Origin of the sequence: Suipraeoptans intestinalis (genome assembly GCF_034091795.1) — a bacterium.
Classification (GTDB): Bacteria; Bacillota; Clostridia; order Lachnospirales; family Lachnospiraceae; genus Suipraeoptans; species Suipraeoptans intestinalis.
On the sequence record NZ_JAXFXH010000011.1, the window covers coordinates 49,069 to 65,121 of the forward strand.

31 protein-coding genes are annotated in these 16,053 nt (G+C 45.9%); all 31 read right to left on the reverse strand.

Annotated elements, in window-relative coordinates; all coding sequences use genetic code 11:
• Positions 1-23: 23 nt before the first annotated feature.
• Positions 24-617, reverse strand: a complete 594-nt coding sequence (gene rpsD, locus SOW26_RS03620) for a 30S ribosomal protein S4 (protein ID WP_154476704.1) — start codon at positions 615-617, stop codon at positions 24-26.
• 58 nt (positions 618-675) lie between these two features.
• Entirely contained in the window at positions 676-1,071 is a 396-nt protein-coding gene (gene rpsK / locus SOW26_RS03625) for a 30S ribosomal protein S11 (RefSeq protein ID WP_154476706.1), read from the reverse strand.
• A gap of 47 nt (positions 1,072-1,118) precedes the next feature.
• A complete protein-coding gene (gene rpsM, locus SOW26_RS03630) occupies positions 1,119-1,487 on the reverse strand; it encodes a 30S ribosomal protein S13 (RefSeq protein ID WP_154476708.1) in 369 nt (122 codons plus the stop codon).
• 253 nt (positions 1,488-1,740) lie between these two features.
• Entirely contained in the window at positions 1,741-1,854 is a 114-nt protein-coding gene (gene rpmJ / locus SOW26_RS03635; RefSeq protein WP_005339020.1) for a 50S ribosomal protein L36, read from the reverse strand.
• 242 nt (positions 1,855-2,096) lie between these two features.
• The gene (gene infA, locus SOW26_RS03640; RefSeq protein WP_004607275.1) at positions 2,097-2,315 is read right to left on the reverse strand and encodes a translation initiation factor IF-1; all 219 of its coding nucleotides are present in this window, start codon (positions 2,313-2,315) and stop codon (positions 2,097-2,099) included.
• A 30-nt stretch (positions 2,316-2,345) separates the two neighbouring features.
• Positions 2,346-3,095: a type I methionyl aminopeptidase gene (map, locus tag SOW26_RS03645; protein ID WP_276960236.1), complete on the reverse strand. Its 750-nt coding sequence runs from the start codon at positions 3,093-3,095 to the stop codon at positions 2,346-2,348.
• A gap of 2 nt (positions 3,096-3,097) precedes the next feature.
• Complete coding sequence (locus SOW26_RS03650) at positions 3,098-3,742, reverse strand: adenylate kinase (RefSeq protein ID WP_276960235.1); 645 nt, start codon at positions 3,740-3,742, stop codon at positions 3,098-3,100.
• A gap of 54 nt (positions 3,743-3,796) precedes the next feature.
• The gene (gene secY, locus SOW26_RS03655) at positions 3,797-5,113 is read right to left on the reverse strand and encodes a preprotein translocase subunit SecY (RefSeq protein WP_320651904.1); all 1,317 of its coding nucleotides are present in this window, start codon (positions 5,111-5,113) and stop codon (positions 3,797-3,799) included.
• Complete coding sequence (rplO, locus tag SOW26_RS03660; protein WP_154476712.1) at positions 5,113-5,553, reverse strand: 50S ribosomal protein L15; 441 nt, start codon at positions 5,551-5,553, stop codon at positions 5,113-5,115. The genes secY and rplO overlap by 1 nt, the downstream gene beginning before the upstream one ends.
• A gap of 27 nt (positions 5,554-5,580) precedes the next feature.
• Complete coding sequence (gene rpmD / locus SOW26_RS03665) at positions 5,581-5,760, reverse strand: 50S ribosomal protein L30 (protein WP_154476713.1); 180 nt, start codon at positions 5,758-5,760, stop codon at positions 5,581-5,583.
• 11 nt (positions 5,761-5,771) lie between these two features.
• Positions 5,772-6,281, reverse strand: coding sequence for a 30S ribosomal protein S5 (gene rpsE, locus SOW26_RS03670; RefSeq protein WP_154476714.1), 510 nt, complete (start codon positions 6,279-6,281; stop codon positions 5,772-5,774).
• A gap of 14 nt (positions 6,282-6,295) precedes the next feature.
• Complete coding sequence (gene rplR / locus SOW26_RS03675; protein ID WP_154476715.1) at positions 6,296-6,664, reverse strand: 50S ribosomal protein L18; 369 nt, start codon at positions 6,662-6,664, stop codon at positions 6,296-6,298.
• A gap of 17 nt (positions 6,665-6,681) precedes the next feature.
• The gene (rplF, locus tag SOW26_RS03680; protein ID WP_154476716.1) at positions 6,682-7,224 is read right to left on the reverse strand and encodes a 50S ribosomal protein L6; all 543 of its coding nucleotides are present in this window, start codon (positions 7,222-7,224) and stop codon (positions 6,682-6,684) included.
• A gap of 229 nt (positions 7,225-7,453) precedes the next feature.
• Complete coding sequence (gene rpsH / locus SOW26_RS03685; RefSeq protein WP_154476717.1) at positions 7,454-7,855, reverse strand: 30S ribosomal protein S8; 402 nt, start codon at positions 7,853-7,855, stop codon at positions 7,454-7,456.
• 48 nt (positions 7,856-7,903) lie between these two features.
• Complete coding sequence (locus SOW26_RS03690) at positions 7,904-8,089, reverse strand: type Z 30S ribosomal protein S14 (RefSeq protein ID WP_154476718.1); 186 nt, start codon at positions 8,087-8,089, stop codon at positions 7,904-7,906.
• 11 nt (positions 8,090-8,100) lie between these two features.
• A complete protein-coding gene (gene rplE / locus SOW26_RS03695) occupies positions 8,101-8,640 on the reverse strand; it encodes a 50S ribosomal protein L5 (protein ID WP_154476719.1) in 540 nt (179 codons plus the stop codon).
• Between the two features lie 26 nt (positions 8,641-8,666).
• On the reverse strand, positions 8,667-8,978 hold the full coding sequence (gene rplX, locus SOW26_RS03700) for a 50S ribosomal protein L24 (RefSeq protein WP_154476720.1): 312 nt from the start codon (positions 8,976-8,978) through the stop codon (positions 8,667-8,669).
• A 12-nt stretch (positions 8,979-8,990) separates the two neighbouring features.
• Complete coding sequence (gene rplN / locus SOW26_RS03705; protein WP_154476721.1) at positions 8,991-9,359, reverse strand: 50S ribosomal protein L14; 369 nt, start codon at positions 9,357-9,359, stop codon at positions 8,991-8,993.
• 19 nt (positions 9,360-9,378) lie between these two features.
• Entirely contained in the window at positions 9,379-9,633 is a 255-nt protein-coding gene (gene rpsQ / locus SOW26_RS03710) for a 30S ribosomal protein S17 (protein ID WP_320651905.1), read from the reverse strand.
• A 26-nt stretch (positions 9,634-9,659) separates the two neighbouring features.
• The gene (rpmC, locus tag SOW26_RS03715; protein ID WP_320651906.1) at positions 9,660-9,863 is read right to left on the reverse strand and encodes a 50S ribosomal protein L29; all 204 of its coding nucleotides are present in this window, start codon (positions 9,861-9,863) and stop codon (positions 9,660-9,662) included.
• Positions 9,853-10,290 carry a 50S ribosomal protein L16 gene (gene rplP / locus SOW26_RS03720; protein WP_154475243.1) on the reverse strand — a complete coding sequence of 146 codons (438 nt, stop codon included), beginning with the start codon at positions 10,288-10,290 and terminating at the stop codon, positions 9,853-9,855. Before rplP ends, rpmC begins: the two co-directional genes overlap by 11 nt.
• Positions 10,284-10,946, reverse strand: a complete 663-nt coding sequence (rpsC, locus tag SOW26_RS03725; protein WP_320651907.1) for a 30S ribosomal protein S3 — start codon at positions 10,944-10,946, stop codon at positions 10,284-10,286. The genes rplP and rpsC overlap by 7 nt, the downstream gene beginning before the upstream one ends.
• A gap of 11 nt (positions 10,947-10,957) precedes the next feature.
• On the reverse strand, positions 10,958-11,344 hold the full coding sequence (gene rplV, locus SOW26_RS03730) for a 50S ribosomal protein L22 (RefSeq protein ID WP_320651908.1): 387 nt from the start codon (positions 11,342-11,344) through the stop codon (positions 10,958-10,960).
• 27 nt (positions 11,345-11,371) lie between these two features.
• Positions 11,372-11,653 (reverse strand): 30S ribosomal protein S19, encoded by a 282-nt coding sequence (gene rpsS / locus SOW26_RS03735; RefSeq protein ID WP_154475239.1) that lies wholly within the window; start codon positions 11,651-11,653, stop codon positions 11,372-11,374.
• A 23-nt stretch (positions 11,654-11,676) separates the two neighbouring features.
• Positions 11,677-12,519: a 50S ribosomal protein L2 gene (rplB, locus tag SOW26_RS03740; protein WP_154475247.1), complete on the reverse strand. Its 843-nt coding sequence runs from the start codon at positions 12,517-12,519 to the stop codon at positions 11,677-11,679.
• Between the two features lie 66 nt (positions 12,520-12,585).
• Positions 12,586-12,891 (reverse strand): 50S ribosomal protein L23, encoded by a 306-nt coding sequence (rplW, locus tag SOW26_RS03745; protein ID WP_154475249.1) that lies wholly within the window; start codon positions 12,889-12,891, stop codon positions 12,586-12,588.
• Positions 12,891-13,511 carry a 50S ribosomal protein L4 gene (gene rplD, locus SOW26_RS03750; protein ID WP_154476723.1) on the reverse strand — a complete coding sequence of 207 codons (621 nt, stop codon included), beginning with the start codon at positions 13,509-13,511 and terminating at the stop codon, positions 12,891-12,893. The genes rplW and rplD overlap by 1 nt, the downstream gene beginning before the upstream one ends.
• 28 nt (positions 13,512-13,539) lie before the next feature.
• Positions 13,540-14,220, reverse strand: a complete 681-nt coding sequence (gene rplC, locus SOW26_RS03755) for a 50S ribosomal protein L3 (protein WP_154476724.1) — start codon at positions 14,218-14,220, stop codon at positions 13,540-13,542.
• A gap of 86 nt (positions 14,221-14,306) precedes the next feature.
• Positions 14,307-14,627 carry a 30S ribosomal protein S10 gene (gene rpsJ, locus SOW26_RS03760; RefSeq protein ID WP_154476725.1) on the reverse strand — a complete coding sequence of 107 codons (321 nt, stop codon included), beginning with the start codon at positions 14,625-14,627 and terminating at the stop codon, positions 14,307-14,309.
• Between the two features lie 441 nt (positions 14,628-15,068).
• Positions 15,069-15,629, reverse strand: a complete 561-nt coding sequence (locus tag SOW26_RS03765) for a YcxB family protein (protein WP_320651909.1) — start codon at positions 15,627-15,629, stop codon at positions 15,069-15,071.
• Between the two features lie 59 nt (positions 15,630-15,688).
• Complete coding sequence (locus SOW26_RS03770) at positions 15,689-15,859, reverse strand: hypothetical protein (RefSeq protein WP_320651910.1); 171 nt, start codon at positions 15,857-15,859, stop codon at positions 15,689-15,691.
• Positions 15,860-16,053 lie beyond the last annotated feature (194 nt).

The following is a 16,053-nucleotide window of genomic DNA, read 5'->3' on the forward strand; positions in this document are numbered from 1 at the left end:
ACCTCCTGTGGTGCTACGGGTTATTATTTAGAATACAACTCGACAATCAGCATTTCGTCTACCGGAACTTCGATCGCTTCTCTCTTTGGAAGCTCTTTTACTTTTCCGGTCAGTCCTTCCAGATCAGACTCCAGCCACTCCGGAACAAGACGTCCGGCTGTTACTTCCACGATCCCTTTGTATCTTGTAGAGCCCTTCTTGTTTTCCTTGATCTCGATCACGTCTCCTGCCTTGATCAGATAAGAAGGAATATTGATCTGTTTACCGTTTACCAGTACATGCTTATGGTCTACGATCTGTCTTGCTTCGCGTCTGGTTCTTGCAAATCCCAGGCGGAACACAACGTTATCCAGCCTTGACTCCAGCATAACCATCAGGTTTTCACCTGTCATACCGCTCATACGCTGAGCCTTCTTGAAGTAGTTTCTAAACGGTTTTTCCAATACACCGTAGATGAACTTTGCCTTCTGCTTCTCACGCAGCTGAAGACCGTACTCGCTCATCTTTTTATTTGCTCTCTTTAATTGTCTGTTAGACTTTTTATCAATTCCCAAGTATGTAGGATCCATACCAAGTGATCTGCATCTTTTGAGAACCGGAACTCTATTTACTGCCATGTTTTCCTTTTCCTCCTGTTTGAAATTCGGATATTACAATCTTGCCTGCGGGTATTCACTAGACTCTTCTGCGCTTCGGCGGACGACATCCGTTGTGCGGTACCGGAGTCACGTCTCTGATGCTGGTTACATCGATTCCGCAAGCCTGCAATGCACGGATTGCAGCTTCTCTTCCGGATCCCGGTCCCTTTACCATAACGTCCACGGATTTCAGTCCATGTACCAATGCCGCTTTTGCCGCTGTCTCTGCTGCCATCTGTGCCGCATATGGAGTAGATTTCCTTGAACCTCTAAAGCCCAGACCACCTGCACTTGCCCATGAAAGAGCATTTCCCTGTGCATCTGTCAACGTAACGATCGTGTTGTTGAAAGATGACTGAATGTGTGCCTGTCCACGTTCAACGTTTTTCTTGACACGTTTTTTTGTCACTTTTTTTGTAACTTTCTTTGCCATAATAAAACTAACCTACACTTTCTGATTTAATCATGTTTTATGAGTACCTATTTCTTTTTGTTTGCCACAGTTCTCTTCGGGCCTTTTCTGGTTCTTGCGTTTGTCTTTGTCTTCTGTCCGCGAACCGGAAGTCCCTTTCTGTGACGGATTCCTCTGTAACATCCGATTTCCTGTAATCTCTTGATGTTCAAAGCGATCTCTCTTCTAAGATCACCCTCTACCATCTGACTTTCGTCGATCACTGCGCTGATCTTCTTCACATCTTCGTCTGTGAGGTCTCTGCAGCGAATGTCCGGATTTACTCCTGCTTCTCCCAGAATCCGGTTAGAGCTTGCTCTTCCGATCCCGTAAATATAAGTCAATCCGATCTCAACACGTTTGTCTCTTGGTAAATCTACACCTGCTATACGAGCCATGTGAATTTCCTCCATTTTCTTTTCTTAGTTTAATATTGTCTTTAACTGGGGATATGATATCCCAGGTGTGTCGGTATCCACACCCTTTCCGGCCACCGGTAGCCTCCGGTAATGACGGGCCGGTATTAGAAGCAATATACGAGGACGTCCACCAGCCGCGCAGGATTCCTTGTATATTTGATACAGTCTCCCCCCGTAGGGATCCACTGTCAGCCGCCTAAATCATCTGCATAACTTTGCCAAACTCCAAGGATTAACCTTGACGCTGTTTATGCTTTGGGTTCTCGCAGATAATGCGAACGCTTCCTTTTCTTTTGATTACTTTGCATTTTTCGCAAATTGGTTTTACTGATGATCTAACCTTCATGTCAAATCCTCCTTTCATCCATTGCTCTGCCGTTGTTTCACCCATTTTTTCGCTATTTTCCGCCCAAAAAGCAGAAATATGCCCAAAAACGTGCTTATACATTATAGCACTCGATTTTCCTATAAGTCAATATCTTTTTTATGGTTCTTTCCGAGCCCTTTCCGGGCTTTCTCTCCGAATACGCTGACCGGACCTTTTTCAACCCTTTCACGGTTGTTTCCAGAGCTCTTTTCCTGCCTCGCCTATTTGTCTCTCCAGATGATCCTTCCTTTAGACAGATCATAGGGGGACAGCTCCAGTGTCACCTTATCTCCCGGCAGTATCTTTATAAAATTCATCCGCAGCTTTCCGCTGATGTGAGCCAGAACCTGATGTCCGTTCTCCAGCTCTACCTGGAACATGGCGTTTGGAAGTTTTTCCACAACCGTTCCTTCAATTTCGATTACGTCTGCTTTCGACATATATTTTCCTCCCTCTTAGGTTTCCTTTTTTCACAAACTTAATATCACAGGATCTCCTTCTGTAATCAGAATGGTATTTTCATAATGAGCCGACAGGCCGCCGTCTCTGGTCACTACCGTCCAGTCATCGTCCAGCCAGTCCACTTCCCAGGTTCCGGTGTTGATCATCGGTTCGATCGCCAGCGTCATTCCCGCCTTCAGCTTCACGCCCCTTCTCCCTACATCGTAGTTGGGGATTTCCGGCGCTTCGTGCAGCTCCGTTCCGATTCCATGTCCGCAAAGATCCCGGACGACTCCGTATCCTCTTGATTCTGCATAGTTTCCGATGGCCTTTGAAATATCGAACAAATAGTTTCCTTCTCTGGCATACTCCAGTCCTGCAAAAAAGCTGTCGCGGGTCACATGGATCAGTTTTCTTGCCGCATCGGATATGGCGCCTACCCCTACCGTTCTGGCTGCATCGGATTGGTATCCTCTGTGTATCACCCCTGCATCCAGGCTCACAATATCGCCTTCCTGAAGGATCCGTCTGTCTGACGGGATCCCGTGCACTACCTCGTTGTTTACGGAAACGCAGATAGAAGCCGGATATCCGTGATAATCCAAAAAGGAAGGAATACAGTCATAACTTCTGATCAGCTTTTCTCCCAGCCGATCGATCTCGCCGGTGGTGATTCCGGGGCAAATGGCCTTCTCCAGTTCTTCATGTACTTTTGCCAGGATCTGCCCCGCCTCCGCCATCAGCCGGATTTCTCTGTCTGATTTGATCGTGATCGGCATCTCTACGCCTCCAGCAGCTTCAGTATGTTCTGAAACACGTCCTGAATATCCTTGGTGCCGTCCACCGAATACAAGATTCCTTTTTCTCTGTAATAGTCGATCAATGGCTGTGTCTGTTCGTGGTAAACACGCAGGCGCTTTTCCACGGTTTCCGGTTTGTCATCTTCACGCAGGATCAGCTCTTTTCCGCAGGTATCACAGATCCCTTCCTCTTTCGTCGGCGCATATTCCAAATGGTAGGTTGCCCCGCATCCCACGCAGGCTCTTCTGCCTGACATCCGGCGAACGATATTGGCGTCCGGAACCTCCACGTTAATGGCAAATCCCAACGCTTCTCCCATTTCGTCCAGAGCCTCCGTCAAAGCCTCTGCCTGGGGAATGTTTCTTGGAAATCCGTCCAGCACATATCCTGTCTTACAATCCTCCTGAACAACCCTGTCTGTTACCAGGCTGACCGTCAGCTCATCCGGAACCAGAAGTCCCTGATCCATGTACGCCTTTGCCTTTTTGCCCAGTTCCGTTTCGTTTTTGATGTTGGCGCGGAAGATATCTCCTGTAGAGATATGAGGAATCCCAAACTTTGCAGCGATTTTTTTTGCCTGCGTCCCTTTTCCCGCTCCGGGTGCTCCCAGCATAACAATCTTCATGTCTCTTCCTCCTTATAGCATTTTAACCCGCAGAAAAATCTGCGAGTCAAAATGTTAATGATTCAAAAATCCCTTGTAATTCCGCACAAGCAATTGAGATTCCATTTGCTTGAGGGTTTCCAGGATAACACTTACGATAATGATCAGGGAAGTTCCTCCAAACGACACATTTGCTCCCAGCCATCCGCTGAAGAAAATGGGAACTACCTGCAGGATCACCAATCCGCACGCTCCGATGAAAATGATCCGGTTCAGGATCTTCGTCAGATATTCCACCGTCGGTTTTCCGGGACGGATCCCCGGGATAAACCCGCCGTTCTTTTTCATATTGTTGGCAATTTCCAACGGATTAAATGTGATCGATGTGTAAAAATATGCAAAGAATACCGTCAGTACAATGTAAACGATCAGTCCCCAGGAATATTTCAGTTGCGCCGGGTTCAGCCAGTTCCCCTGGTTCAGCCCTCTGAGGATCTCACTGCCGATCCCGGTACCCTGTCCTTTTCCGAAGAACGTAGCCAGCACCACCGGCGTCTGCATCAGGGATGATGCAAAAATGATCGGGATCACACCTGCGGTATTGATTTTTAACGGAATGTTGGTAGACTGTCCGCCATAGCTTTTTCTTCCCACAGTCTTCTGTGAGTACTGCACTGCGATCCGTCTTTCGCCCCCTTGAAGGACTACTACGAACACCACCAGCGCTACGATGATAGCCAGGATGATCACAACTGCCAACGTTGCTTTTGCTGGCGTTTTTCCTTTTACAAACTGCTGGAACAGTGTGGTCATATCACTGGGGATCCTTGAAACGATATTGATCACCAGTACGATGGAAATTCCATTGCCCACACCCTTCTCCGTGATCCTCTCTCCTATCCACATGAGGAAAGCGGACCCTGCCGTTAATGTCAGCACTACGATCGCTGCATTTACAAAGTTATAGTGAGTCAGAAGACCCTGTCTTCCAAATCCCACCGCCATGGCTGTAGATTCGATCAATGCCAGCGCCACCGTCACATAACGGGTAATGGACATGATCTTCTTTCTTCCGTCTTCTCCATCCTTCTGCATCTCTTCCAGCTTGGGAATTGCGATGGTCAGAAGCTGCATGATAATGGAAGATGTGATATAGGGAGTAATACTTAGTGCAAAGATGGACATTCTCTCCATAGAACCACCGGTAAAAGCATTTAACAGATTAAATGCTTCTCCGGTATTCTGTGCAAAAAAGTCCTGAATGTATTTGGTATTGACTCCCGGCGTGGGCAACTGTGACCCAAGCCGGATGACTATCAGCATCAGGAATGTATATAGGATCCGCCCTCGCAGATCTTTTACCTGAAATGCTTTACGTAATGTCTGCAACATTAGATCACCTCTGTTTTTCCACCCAAAGCCTCAATTTTCTCTACTGCACTGGCACTGAATGCATTTGCCTGTACCGTCAGTTTTTTTGTAAGTTCCCCGTTTCCAAGAATCTTAACCCCATCTCTTGGATTTTTTACGATCCCCTGCTGGATCAGTGTTTCTACAGAAACAACAGAATCGTTCTCGAACACTTCCAACGCTCCCAGATTGATCCCAACGATCTCTTTGGAATTTCTGCTCTTGAAGCCTCTTTTTGGTATCCTTCTATACAAAGGCATCTGTCCGCCTTCAAATCCTGGTCTTGTACCTCCGGAACGAGCCTTCTGCCCCTTATGCCCTTTTCCGGCTGTCTTACCATTTCCGGAACCGTGTCCACGTCCTCTTCTGAAATTATCACTCTGCTTTGCACCATCTGCTGGTCTTAAGTTTGATAAATCCATTGTGACACCTCCTTCTTCGCGATTTGTCTATACTTCTTCTACTTTTACCAGGTGCTGCACCTGTTTTACCATTCCTCTTGTTGCTGCATTGTCCGGAAGTTCTACTGTTTTGTTCAGTTTTCTGAGCCCCAGCGCTTCCACCGTTCTCTTATGCTTTGGTACAGCACCAATTGGAGATTTTACCAATGTAACTTTTAAATTTGCCATTTTTTACCTCCTTAGCCTAAGATCTCTGCAACTGTTTTTCCGCGAAGTCTTGCAACTTCTTCCGGAGTTTTGATGTGGCGAAGTGCATCTATCGTTGCCAATACTACGTTCTGTTTATTGTTTGATCCCAGAGATTTGGTACGGATATTTTTGATCCCTGCCATCTCGATCACGGCACGCGCCGGTCCTCCGGCGATCACTCCGGTACCTTCTGAAGCCTTTTTCAAAAGAACTTCTGCTCCGCCAAACTTTCCCACATAATCATGCGTAACACTGCCATGTGCATCCAGTGCTACGGAGATCAGATGCTTTGCCGCATCTTCCTTTCCTTTGCGGATCGCTTCAGGAATTTCTGTCGCTTTCCCTAAACCTGCACCAACATGGCCATTTCCATCGCCTACAACAACTAAAGCTGTGAATCTCATGTTACGGCCACCCTTAACAACTTTGGTTACACGTTTAATTGACACTACTTTTTCTGTTAGTTCTAATTGACTAGCATCAATACGTTCTTGTCTCATGTGTGCTCCTCCTCCTAGAAATTCAACCCAGCTTCTCTTGCTGCGTCTGCTAATGCTTTTACTTTTCCCTGATAAATAAATCCGCCTCTGTCAAACACTACGTCTTTGATCCCTTTTTCAGCGGCTTTCTCTGCAATCACCTTACCCAAATACTTTGCTGCATTTACGTCGTTGGTCTTTTCCAGGTTTGCTTTCACTTCTTTCTGAAGAGTGGAAGCAGAAACCAAGGTGTTTCCAACGGTATCGTCAATAATTTGAGCATACATATGATTGTTGCTTCTAAACACAGCCAAACGTGGGCACTCAGCCGTACCGCTAAAACGGTTACGTAACTTCATGTGTTTCTTTCTGCGAACTTCACTTCTGATTTTTTTGCTAACCATTTTCACACTCTCCTTACTTATTTTTTACCGGTCTTGCCGACTTTACGTCTGATCACTTCATCAGCATACTTGATTCCCTTGCCCTTATATGGCTCAGGTCTTCTCTTATCTCTGATCTCTGCAGCATACTGACCGACTTTTTCTTTGTCGATTCCCTGAACGATGATCTTGTTCTGTCCTTCCATTGCGGTTTCCACGCCTTCCGGATCGATCATCTCAACAGGATGAGAGTATCCAAGGTTCAATGTAAGCTTGTTTCCGGATTTTGATGCTCTGTAACCCACTCCGTTTACTTCCAGAACTTTTTTATAGCCTTCTGTAACGCCTACTACCATGTTGTTCAGAAGTGTTCTGGTAAGACCGTGAAGAGATTTCATTCTCTTTAAGTCATTGGGTCTGGTTACAACGATCTCTGCACCTTCCTGCTTGATCTCCATCTCTGCCGGAAGTTCTTTTTCCAACGTTCCCTTCGGGCCCGTTACCGTTACTTTATTATTCTCTGCAATTACGACAGTCACTCCCGCCGGAACCGCAACTGGCAGTCTTCCTATACGTGACATACCTGTTCCTCCTTAACTTAAATTTTCGGAGCAGAAGCTAAAGTCTGCTCTGTTTTCAGTTTCTACATTCGCTAAGCTCCAAGAACGCCCTCGCACTAGGGCTCGTGAAATACCTCGCCAAGTGCCTCTTGTGGATGTTCTTCTCGCTAACGCTCGTGTGGTACCTCGCTAAGCTCCAAGAACGCCCTCGCACTAGGGCTCGTGAAATACCTCGCCAAGTGCTTTCGGGCTACCATACGAAGCAGAGTACTTCTCCGCCTACGCCCAGTTTTCTTGCTTCTTTGTCTGTGATCACACCTTTGTTTGTGGAGATGATCGCTGTTCCAAGTCCGCCGAATACCTTCGGTACATCTTCGCATCCTGCGTAAACCCGCAGACCCGGCTTGGAGATTCTCTTAAGACCGGAGATAACTTTTTCATTCTTGTCTGAACCGTATTTCAGGGTAATTCTGATGGTCTTGAAAACGTCTTCTTCGATCAGATCATACTTCTCTATATATCCCTCATCCAGCAGAATGTTTGCAATAGCCAGCTTCATTCTGGATGATGGCACGTCTACTGTATCATGTTTTGCAGTATTTGCATTACGAATTCTTGTAAGCATATCTGCGATTGGATCACTCATTGTCATTATCCTTTTCCCTCCTTATCGTGAAGTTCTTCTTCCAGCTGCAAACTTCTACCAACTTGCCTTCTTAACGCCCGGAATCTGTCCCTTATATGCCAATTCACGGAAGCAAACACGGCAAATTCCATATTTTCTCAAATAAGCATGCGGACGTCCGCAAATTCTGCAGCGGCTGTATTCTCTGGTAGAAAATTTCTGCTTACGCTGCTGCTTAATTTTCATCGCTGTCTTAGCCATAATTTCCCTCCTTATTTTGTAAACGGCATATTGAACTGGGTCAGCAGTTCACGTGCTTCTTCGTCTGTTTTTGCTGTAGTAACAAAGATAACGTCCATACCTCTTACCTTGTCCACCTTATCGTACTCGATTTCGGGGAAGATCAGCTGCTCTTTGATACCCAGAGCATAGTTTCCTCTTCCGTCAAATGCGTTAGGGTTTACACCTCTAAAGTCGCGGACACGGGGCAACGCAAGGTTGATCAGACGATCTACAAACTCGTACATCTTCTCTCCCCTTAAGGTTACCTTACATCCGATTGCCATTCCTTCTCTCAGCTTGAAGTTTGCCACTGACTTTTTGGCTTTGCAGATCACTGCCTTCTGTCCTGAGATCTTCTCCAGATCAGCGATCGCTGAATCCAGGATCTTGGCATTATCCTTTGCCTCGCCAACGCCCATGTTGATGACTACCTTGTCAAGCTTTGGCACTTCCATAATATTTTTATAACCGAACTTTTTCTGTAATGCGTCTACGATTTCGTTCTGGTACTGCTCTTTTAATCTACTCAAAACCGGAACCTCCTTCCTTCTCTTTCTTAATCAATCACTTCTCCTGTTGATTTTGCATAACGCACTTTCTTATCTCCGTCCATTTTGAAGCCCACACGGGTAGCCTTCCCCTTGTGTACATACATAACGTTAGAGATGTCCACAGGACCTTCCTGATGGATGATTCCGCCGTTTTGATTTGCTGCACTCGGCTTTGTGTGCTTGGTCAGCATGTTTACGCCTTCCACTACCACTCTGCCGGTCTTGTGGTTGACAGCGGTCACTTTGCCCTCTTTGTCTTTATCTTTTCCGGCAATCACCTTTACGGTATCACCTTTCTTGATCTTCAGCATCGACATATTCGCACCTCCTTACAGTACTTCCGGCGCAAGCGAAACGATCTTCATAAACTGCTTGTCACGCAGCTCTCTTGCTACCGGCCCAAAGATACGGGTTCCTTTTGGTGTCTTGTCTTCTTTTATGATGACAGCGGCATTCTCATCGAAACGGATGTAGGATCCGTCTTTGCGACGAGTGCTGTTTACGGTACGAACGACTACTGCCTTTACTACATCACCTTTTTTTACAACGCCGCCTGGTGTTGCATCTTTAACACTTGCAACGATGATATCGCCGATTCTGGCATATCTTCTTGTTGAACCGCCAAGTACCCGAATACACAACAGCTCTTTTGCGCCTGTGTTATCTGCCACTCTCAGTCTGCTTTCTTGCTGTATCATGCAGGTTCCCCTCCTTATACTATTTCACTTTTTCCATGACTTCCACAAGGCGCCATCTCTTGTCTTTGGACAACGGTCTTGTTTCCATTACTTTTACCTTATCGCCGATATTACACTCGTTTGCTTCGTCGTGTGCTTTCAGCTTATATGTTCTTTTTACGATCTTTTTGTAAAGTGGGTGCTTTACATGATCCTCTACTGCCACAACAATGGTTTTGTCCATCTTATTGCTGACAACTCTGCCCACTCGTGTTTTTCTAAGATTTCTTTCCACGGTCTATACTCCTTTCAAATGAAGTTCTATTCGCCGGACTTTGCCGTTAACACGGTCTGGATTCTGGCAATATTTCTTCTAACCTCTTTGATCCTGCTTGTATTGTCCAACTGATTTGTTGCGTTCTGAAACCTTAAGTTGAAAAGTTCCTTCTTAGCAGCTACTAATTCTTCACTCAGCTCTGCAGCTGATTTTGTTTTTAAATCTTCTACAAACGCATTAATTTTCACTGTTATCACCGCCTTCTAAGTCTGCACGTGAAACCACTTTACATTTACATGGCAGCTTGTGTGTTGCAAGACGAAGCGCTTCTCTTGCCACGTCCTCAGGCACTCCTGCGATCTCGAACATCACACGGCCTGGCTTTACCACTGCTACCCAGTACTCCAAAGTTCCTTTACCGGAACCCATACGTGTTTCAGCTGGTTTTGTAGTTACCGGTTTATCTGGGAATATCTTGATCCAAACCTTACCTCCACGCTTGATATGACGTGTCATAGCAATACGGGCAGCTTCGATCTGGTTGGAGCGAATCCAGCAGGGCTCTGTAGCCACGATACCGAACTCACCATGTGAAATTGTATTCCCACGCAGCGCTTTTCCTTTCATCGTGCCGCGGAATTGTTTACGACGTTTTACTCTTTTTGGCATTAACATGATTTATCGCTCCCTTCCTTTGCCGCCTTCTCGGGAAGAACTTCGCCCTTGTACACCCACACCTTCACACCTACTTTTCCGTATGTGGTGTCTGCCTCGGCAAATCCGTAGTCAATATCAGCTCTCAATGTCTGAAGAGGAATGGTTCCTTCGCTGTAAAACTCTGTACGAGCCATATCTGCTCCGCCCAAACGTCCGGAAACAGAAGTCTTTACTCCAAGAGCTCCTGCCTTCATGGTTCTTGACATACAGGATTTCATTGCACGTCTGAAGGAAATACGGTTCTCCAGCTGAAGCGCGATATTTTCTGCTACCAGCTGCGCATCCTTATCCGGTCTCTTGATCTCCTTGATGTCTACCACCAGCTTCTTGTCTGTAAAACGGGAAAGCTCGCTCTTTACTTTTTCAATCTCAGCTCCGCCTTTTCCGATCACAACTCCCGGTTTTGCTGTATATACGATTACCTTTACTCTGTCAGACGCTCTTTCGATCTCAATCTTGGAGATTCCTGCGCTGTACAGTCTCTTTTTGAGATATTTTCTGATCTTGTGGTCTTCTACCAGGCAGTCTGCAAAATCTTTTTCTGCATACCATCTGGAATCCCACTCTTTGATAATACCCACTCTTAAGCCATGAGGATTAACTTTTTGTCCCATGATTGTCCTCCTTATCTTTCATCAAGCACAAGTGTGATGTGGCTGATTCTCTTCTCGATTCTGTAAGCCCTTCCCTGTGCTCTTGGTCTGATTCTCTTCATTGTCGGTCCTTTATTTGCGTATGCCTCTGCAACATAAAGCTTTTCCACGCTCATGCCATTGTTGTTCTCGGCATTTGCGATGGCTGACTCCAACAACTTCTTTACTAAGCTGGAAGCATATCTTGGATTATAAGTCAAAATACCAAGTGCTGTCGTCACATCTTTTCCTCTGATGGCATCCAACACGAAGCATGCTTTCTGTACGGATACTCTTGCGTAAGAAAGCTTTGCTGACGGTCTGGTATCTTTATTGGCATTTCTCTCTCTTTTAATTTGGGATCTGTGTCCTTTTGCCACGGATAAACCCTCCTTTCACATTCTTACTTATCTAACTCTGGATTTCTTTTCGTCTTTTCCATGTCCTCTGTATGTTCTGGTAGCCACAAACTCACCAAGCTTGTGTCCTACCATGTCTTCTGTCACATACACCGGTACATGCTTTCTTCCGTCATGAACGGCGATTGTATGTCCAACCATACTCGGGAAAATTGTAGAACGGCGTGACCATGTCTTTATAACAGACTTGTCTCCTGCCTCGTTCATCGCATCAATTTTCTTAAGCAGGCTTGCATCTGCAAATGGTCCTTTTTTAACTGAACGTGCCATAGGTTCTAACCTCCTTGTGAAAATTATTTGATCGCTTTACCATCTCTTCTTCTTACAATCAGCTTGTTAGAAGACTTGTTTTTCTTTCTCGTCTTAAGACCCAGTGCCGGCTTGCCCCATGGTGTACATGGACCCGGACGTCCGATACCTGTTCTTCCTTCTCCACCTCCGTGCGGATGGTCGTTGGGGTTCATAACAGAACCACGAACGGTAGGTCTGAATCCCATATGGCGCTTGCGTCCTGCTTTTCCGATGTTGATGAGGTTATGATCTCCGTTTCCGACTACTCCTACAGACGCTCTGCACTCGATCGGAACCATTCTCATTTCTCCTGACGGAAGTCTGAGGGTTGCATACTTCCCTTCTTTTGCCATCAGCTGTGCGCTGTTTCCGGCAGAACGAACCAGCTGTCCGCCTCTTCCGGGATGCATCTCGATGTTATGGATCTGGGTACCAACCGGAATCTCCGACATAGGCAGGCAGTTTCCGACCTTGACTTCCGCTTCCGGTCCGTTCATGATCTTCATGCCGTCCTTCAGTCCTTCCGGCGCCAGAATGTATGCCTTCTCTCCATCTTCATAACAGATCAGAGCGATGTTTGCCGTTCTGTTGGGATCGTACTCGATTCCGATAACCCTGGCTGTAATACCGTCTTTTCTTCTCTTAAAGTCGATGATTCTGTATTTTTTCTTTGCTCCGCCTCCACGATGTCTTACTGTGATCTTTCCCTGATTGTTACGTCCTGCCTGTCTGCTCTTTGGAGCAAGCAAAGACTTCTCCGGTGTCTTTTTCGTAATTTCTGCGAAGTCAGAACCTGTCATTTGTCTTCTGGAAGGCGTATATGGGCGATAAGTTTTAATTCCCATGGTTACTTCTCCTTTCAAATCTGCTAATTATTGTTTTCACGGATTTGCACCGTATATCTGTTCCTTTTACAGACCTTCAAAAATCTCGATGTCTGCACTGTCTGCCGTCAACTGCACGATCGCTTTTTTGGTCTTGGAAGTTCTTCCGTACTTCATGGAACCACGCGCTCTTTTTTTCTTGCCGTCAAGGTTCATCGTGTTGACGCTCTTTACCTTTGTTCCGTTGAACATTTTTTCAACAGCTTCTTTTACCTGTGTTTTTGTTGCTTCCGGATGTACCAGGAATGTGTATTTCTTATCTCCCATCATTCCCATGCTTTTTTCTGTCACAACCGGCTTAAGGATCACATCATAATATTGAATATTAGCCATTATGCGTACACCTCCTCAATATTGGCAACGGTCTCTTTCGTCAGGATCAATGTGTTGTATTTCAGGATGTCATATACATTGATCGTGTTTGTTCTTGCCGTCTTCACTCCTGCGATATTTCTTGCGGAGATCTCTGCGTTTTTATTGTCTTCTCCCAGAACCACCAGCGCTTTTGAAACGTTCAGGTTCTTCAGGATGTTTGCGAAATTCTTGGTCTTGATCTCGTCAAACTTGATCTCATCTACTACGATCAGCTTGTTTTCTGCTACTTTTGAGCTTAACGCTGACTTCAGAGCCGCTCTTTTTTCTTTTCTGTTCATCTTAAAAGAGTAGTCTCTCGGCACCGGAGCAAATACCACTCCACCGCCTGTCCACTGCGGAGATCTGGTGGATCCCTGTCTTGCATGACCGGTTCCTTTCTGTCTCCATGGTTTTCTTCCGCCTCCGGACACTTCAGAACGGGTTTTCGCCTTCTGTGTTCCCTGACGCTTATTTGCAAGCTGGTTTACGACTGCCATATGCACCAGATGTTCGTTTACTTCTACGCCGAACACTGCATCGCTTAAGTCGATGGTTCCAACTTCTTTTCCTTCGATATTATAAACAGCTACGTTTGCCATATCCGTATCCTCCTTCCTTCACCAAGTCCTAGTTCCCTTTTACCGCTTCTTTGATCGTTACCAGAGACTTTTTCGGTCCGGGTACAGAGCCTTTTACAAGAATCAGGTTCTTGTCTGCATCTACACGGACGATCTCAAGATTCTGAATGGTAATTCTCTTGCTTCCCATATGTCCCGGCATCTTCTTGCCCTTGAACACCTTGCTGGGATCAGAAGCAGCTCCGTTGGAACCTGCATGGCGATGGAACTTTGAACCATGAGTCATCGGTCCTCTGTGCTGGTTATGTCTTTTGATCGCACCCTGGAATCCTTTTCCCTTGGAGATTGCAGTTGCATCGATCTTATCCCCTGCCGCAAAGATATCTGCTTTGATCTCCTGCGCCAGCGCAAAATCTGCTACATTCTCAAAACGGAACTCTCTTACAAATCTTTTTCCGGAAACGCCCGCTTTTGCAAAATGTCCCTGCAAAGCCTTGGTCAGACCATGACGGTGAACGATCTCTTTCTTTCCATTTTTGTCTTTGTTGACTGTCTTGTCTTTTTTGTCAGCAAACCCTACCTGCACCGCATCATATCCGTCGTTTTCAACTGTCTTGATCTGTGTTACCACACAGGGGCCAGCCTGAAGGACTGTTACCGGCGTCAGACTTCCGTCTTCATTGAACACCTGGGTCATACCAACTTTGGTAGCTAAAATAGCTTTTTTCATTATGATTTCCTCCTTAAATTTACAGCGGAACGCCGCCTGGACGTTCATCCTAAATGTTAGGAATTACTGCTTTTGCTTTTTGAAACTTACTTGTTCTTCATCTTGATGTCGATATACACACCTGCCGGCATCTCCAGTCTGGACAACGCCTCTACCGTCTTCTGGGTAGGAGTGATGATATCGATCAGTCTCTTGTGTGTTCTCTGTTCAAACTGCTCTCTGGAGTCTTTGTACTTGTGAACAGCACGCAGGATCGTTACTACTTCCTTCTTTGTCGGAAGCGGAACCGGTCCGCTCACCTTCGATCCGTTCTTCTTAACTGTCTCGATGATTTTCTTTGCGGATGCATCCACCAGCTGATGGTCATACGCCTTCAATGTGATTCTCATTACTTGTTGACTTGCCATAAAAAAAGTCGCCTCCTTTTCGTACTTTGTAACTCAGTACGACAAGCGGTGACTGTACACTCTCCCGTGTGTGTCGTGAGAAACTCACACGTCGTTACCATATTTCAATGGTCAGTTGGTTCGTACAGTGACTTGTCGCCAGTTTCCTAACTTGACATTCGCTCCTCGGAAAACCTGCCACAACGGGCAGCAACCTCCGGTATCATAGCTATCATGCCACAGCTTTTTCAGTATAAAGGAAATAGTTTCCCTTTGCAACCATTAAACAAGAAAAATTGTACTTTTTTCAGTACAATCTTTCTTCTCTCTCCGCGCCTTTCCATCGCCATCTTTTTTGTTGTCGGTTTTCTTTTACAAGTTTCCTTTTCCCGGCGCTTTCTCTTCTTCAATCAGACGCCAACTGCCTTTTCGTTTCAGCCTCGCCTGTCTGACTCCTCTTTTCTAGCGGTTTTTCCAGGCTTCCTTCAGGATCTCCCACTTCATTGCCCAGCTCAGCCGCACCGGCACAATGGTTTTTCCCGTCTTATGGGATAAAAATTCGTAAAAGCCTTCCGCTTCCCCCTGCACAAAATCATTCTTTCCTATTATATGCAGGTCGTTGTTATTCACGCTAAGGTAGAAATAGGTCTCATCCGCGTAGATGTAAGCAATTTCTCCATACTGCACCTTTATTTCTTCTTCTTGACGCAGGATTCGGAACTCTCTTTCGCCAAAGACAAAACGGATATCTGCATGGCTTTGGTAATAAGGATCCGTTTTTCCCAGGTTATACACAGAAAGCGGGCGCTGGATCAACGCCAGCAGAAGCATCACAATCCCGATCACCGTAAAGATCAGGGACAGCCGCGGCGTCCTGGCAAAAAACCGCAAAATAATACTGCACACCGCTATGATCAAAAGTTGCCTGCCGGGGCGCTTCCCTCCCACCTGCTCCTTAAATCTCAAAAATGCTTTTACTGTCTCCTTCGTGTGTTTCGTCACCGCTTCATACACTACCGTCATATGCCCCTCCCCATTCACTCACACGGAAACTTTGTCCGCTGTGTTCTTACCTATTTTCATTATATTATAAACACCGCACCACAGCAAGCTGAACCGTCACTTCCCATCAAACAAACCACTCTTCCCACCAACCCCGACGCACGATCGCACACAAGATTCCATAACAGATCCGTCCCCTTACTTTCAAATCCGTTTTTTTCATAGCAGCAATCCAATCCTCTTGTTTTCAATTCATTTTTCCTGCTGTTTTCTGCACCTCCGTCTTTTTGCCTCTCTTTTTTATGCAGAAACTATCACAATCTTCCCCTCCAAGAAGCCGCTCTGCTCTTTCAATTCCCCGGTTTTGCCCATTCATTTTCATGCGTTTTTGAACAAAAAGATTGACTTTCTTTCTATTTGTTGGTAAAATTAAACAATAACAGAT

Coding starts and splice junctions, on each gene's coding strand:
- rpsD (WP_154476704.1), bottom strand. CDS start 617: ATGGCAGTAAATAGAGTTCCGGTTCTCAAAAGATGCAGATCACTTGGT.
- rpsK (WP_154476706.1), bottom strand. CDS start 1,071: ATGGCAAAGAAAGTTACAAAAAAAGTGACAAAAAAACGTGTCAAGAAA.
- rpsM (WP_154476708.1), bottom strand. CDS start 1,487: ATGGCTCGTATAGCAGGTGTAGATTTACCAAGAGACAAACGTGTTGAG.
- rpmJ (WP_005339020.1), bottom strand. CDS start 1,854: ATGAAGGTTAGATCATCAGTAAAACCAATTTGCGAAAAATGCAAAGTA.
- infA (WP_004607275.1), bottom strand. CDS start 2,315: ATGTCGAAAGCAGACGTAATCGAAATTGAAGGAACGGTTGTGGAAAAA.
- map (WP_276960236.1), bottom strand. CDS start 3,095: ATGCCGATCACGATCAAATCAGACAGAGAAATCCGGCTGATGGCGGAG.
- SOW26_RS03650 (WP_276960235.1), bottom strand. CDS start 3,742: ATGAAGATTGTTATGCTGGGAGCACCCGGAGCGGGAAAAGGGACGCAG.
- secY (WP_320651904.1), bottom strand. CDS start 5,113: ATGTTGCAGACATTACGTAAAGCATTTCAGGTAAAAGATCTGCGAGGG.
- rplO (WP_154476712.1), bottom strand. CDS start 5,553: ATGGATTTATCAAACTTAAGACCAGCAGATGGTGCAAAGCAGAGTGAT.
- rpmD (WP_154476713.1), bottom strand. CDS start 5,760: ATGGCAAATTTAAAAGTTACATTGGTAAAATCTCCAATTGGTGCTGTA.
- rpsE (WP_154476714.1), bottom strand. CDS start 6,281: ATGAGACAAGAACGTATTGATGCTAGTCAATTAGAACTAACAGAAAAA.
- rplR (WP_154476715.1), bottom strand. CDS start 6,664: ATGGTTAGCAAAAAAATCAGAAGTGAAGTTCGCAGAAAGAAACACATG.
- rplF (WP_154476716.1), bottom strand. CDS start 7,224: ATGTCACGTATAGGAAGACTGCCAGTTGCGGTTCCGGCGGGAGTGACT.
- rpsH (WP_154476717.1), bottom strand. CDS start 7,855: ATGACAATGAGTGATCCAATCGCAGATATGCTTACAAGAATTCGTAAT.
- SOW26_RS03690 (WP_154476718.1), bottom strand. CDS start 8,089: ATGGCTAAGACAGCGATGAAAATTAAGCAGCAGCGTAAGCAGAAATTT.
- rplX (WP_154476720.1), bottom strand. CDS start 8,978: ATGTCGATGCTGAAGATCAAGAAAGGTGATACCGTAAAGGTGATTGCC.
- rplN (WP_154476721.1), bottom strand. CDS start 9,359: ATGATACAGCAAGAAAGCAGACTGAGAGTGGCAGATAACACAGGCGCA.
- rplP (WP_154475243.1), bottom strand. CDS start 10,290: ATGTTAATGCCAAAAAGAGTAAAACGTCGTAAACAATTCCGCGGCACG.
- rpsC (WP_320651907.1), bottom strand. CDS start 10,946: ATGGGACAAAAAGTTAATCCTCATGGCTTAAGAGTGGGTATTATCAAA.
- rpsS (WP_154475239.1), bottom strand. CDS start 11,653: ATGGCACGTTCAGTTAAAAAAGGACCATTTGCAGATGCAAGCCTGCTT.
- rplB (WP_154475247.1), bottom strand. CDS start 12,519: ATGGGAATTAAAACTTATCGCCCATATACGCCTTCCAGAAGACAAATG.
- rplW (WP_154475249.1), bottom strand. CDS start 12,891: ATGGCTAATATTCAATATTATGATGTGATCCTTAAGCCGGTTGTGACA.
- rplD (WP_154476723.1), bottom strand. CDS start 13,511: ATGGCAAACGTAGCTGTTTATAATATCGAAGGAAAAGAAGTTGGAACC.
- rplC (WP_154476724.1), bottom strand. CDS start 14,220: ATGAAAAAAGCTATTTTAGCTACCAAAGTTGGTATGACCCAGGTGTTC.
- rpsJ (WP_154476725.1), bottom strand. CDS start 14,627: ATGGCAAGTCAACAAGTAATGAGAATCACATTGAAGGCGTATGACCAT.
- SOW26_RS03765 (WP_320651909.1), bottom strand. CDS start 15,629: ATGACGGTAGTGTATGAAGCGGTGACGAAACACACGAAGGAGACAGTA.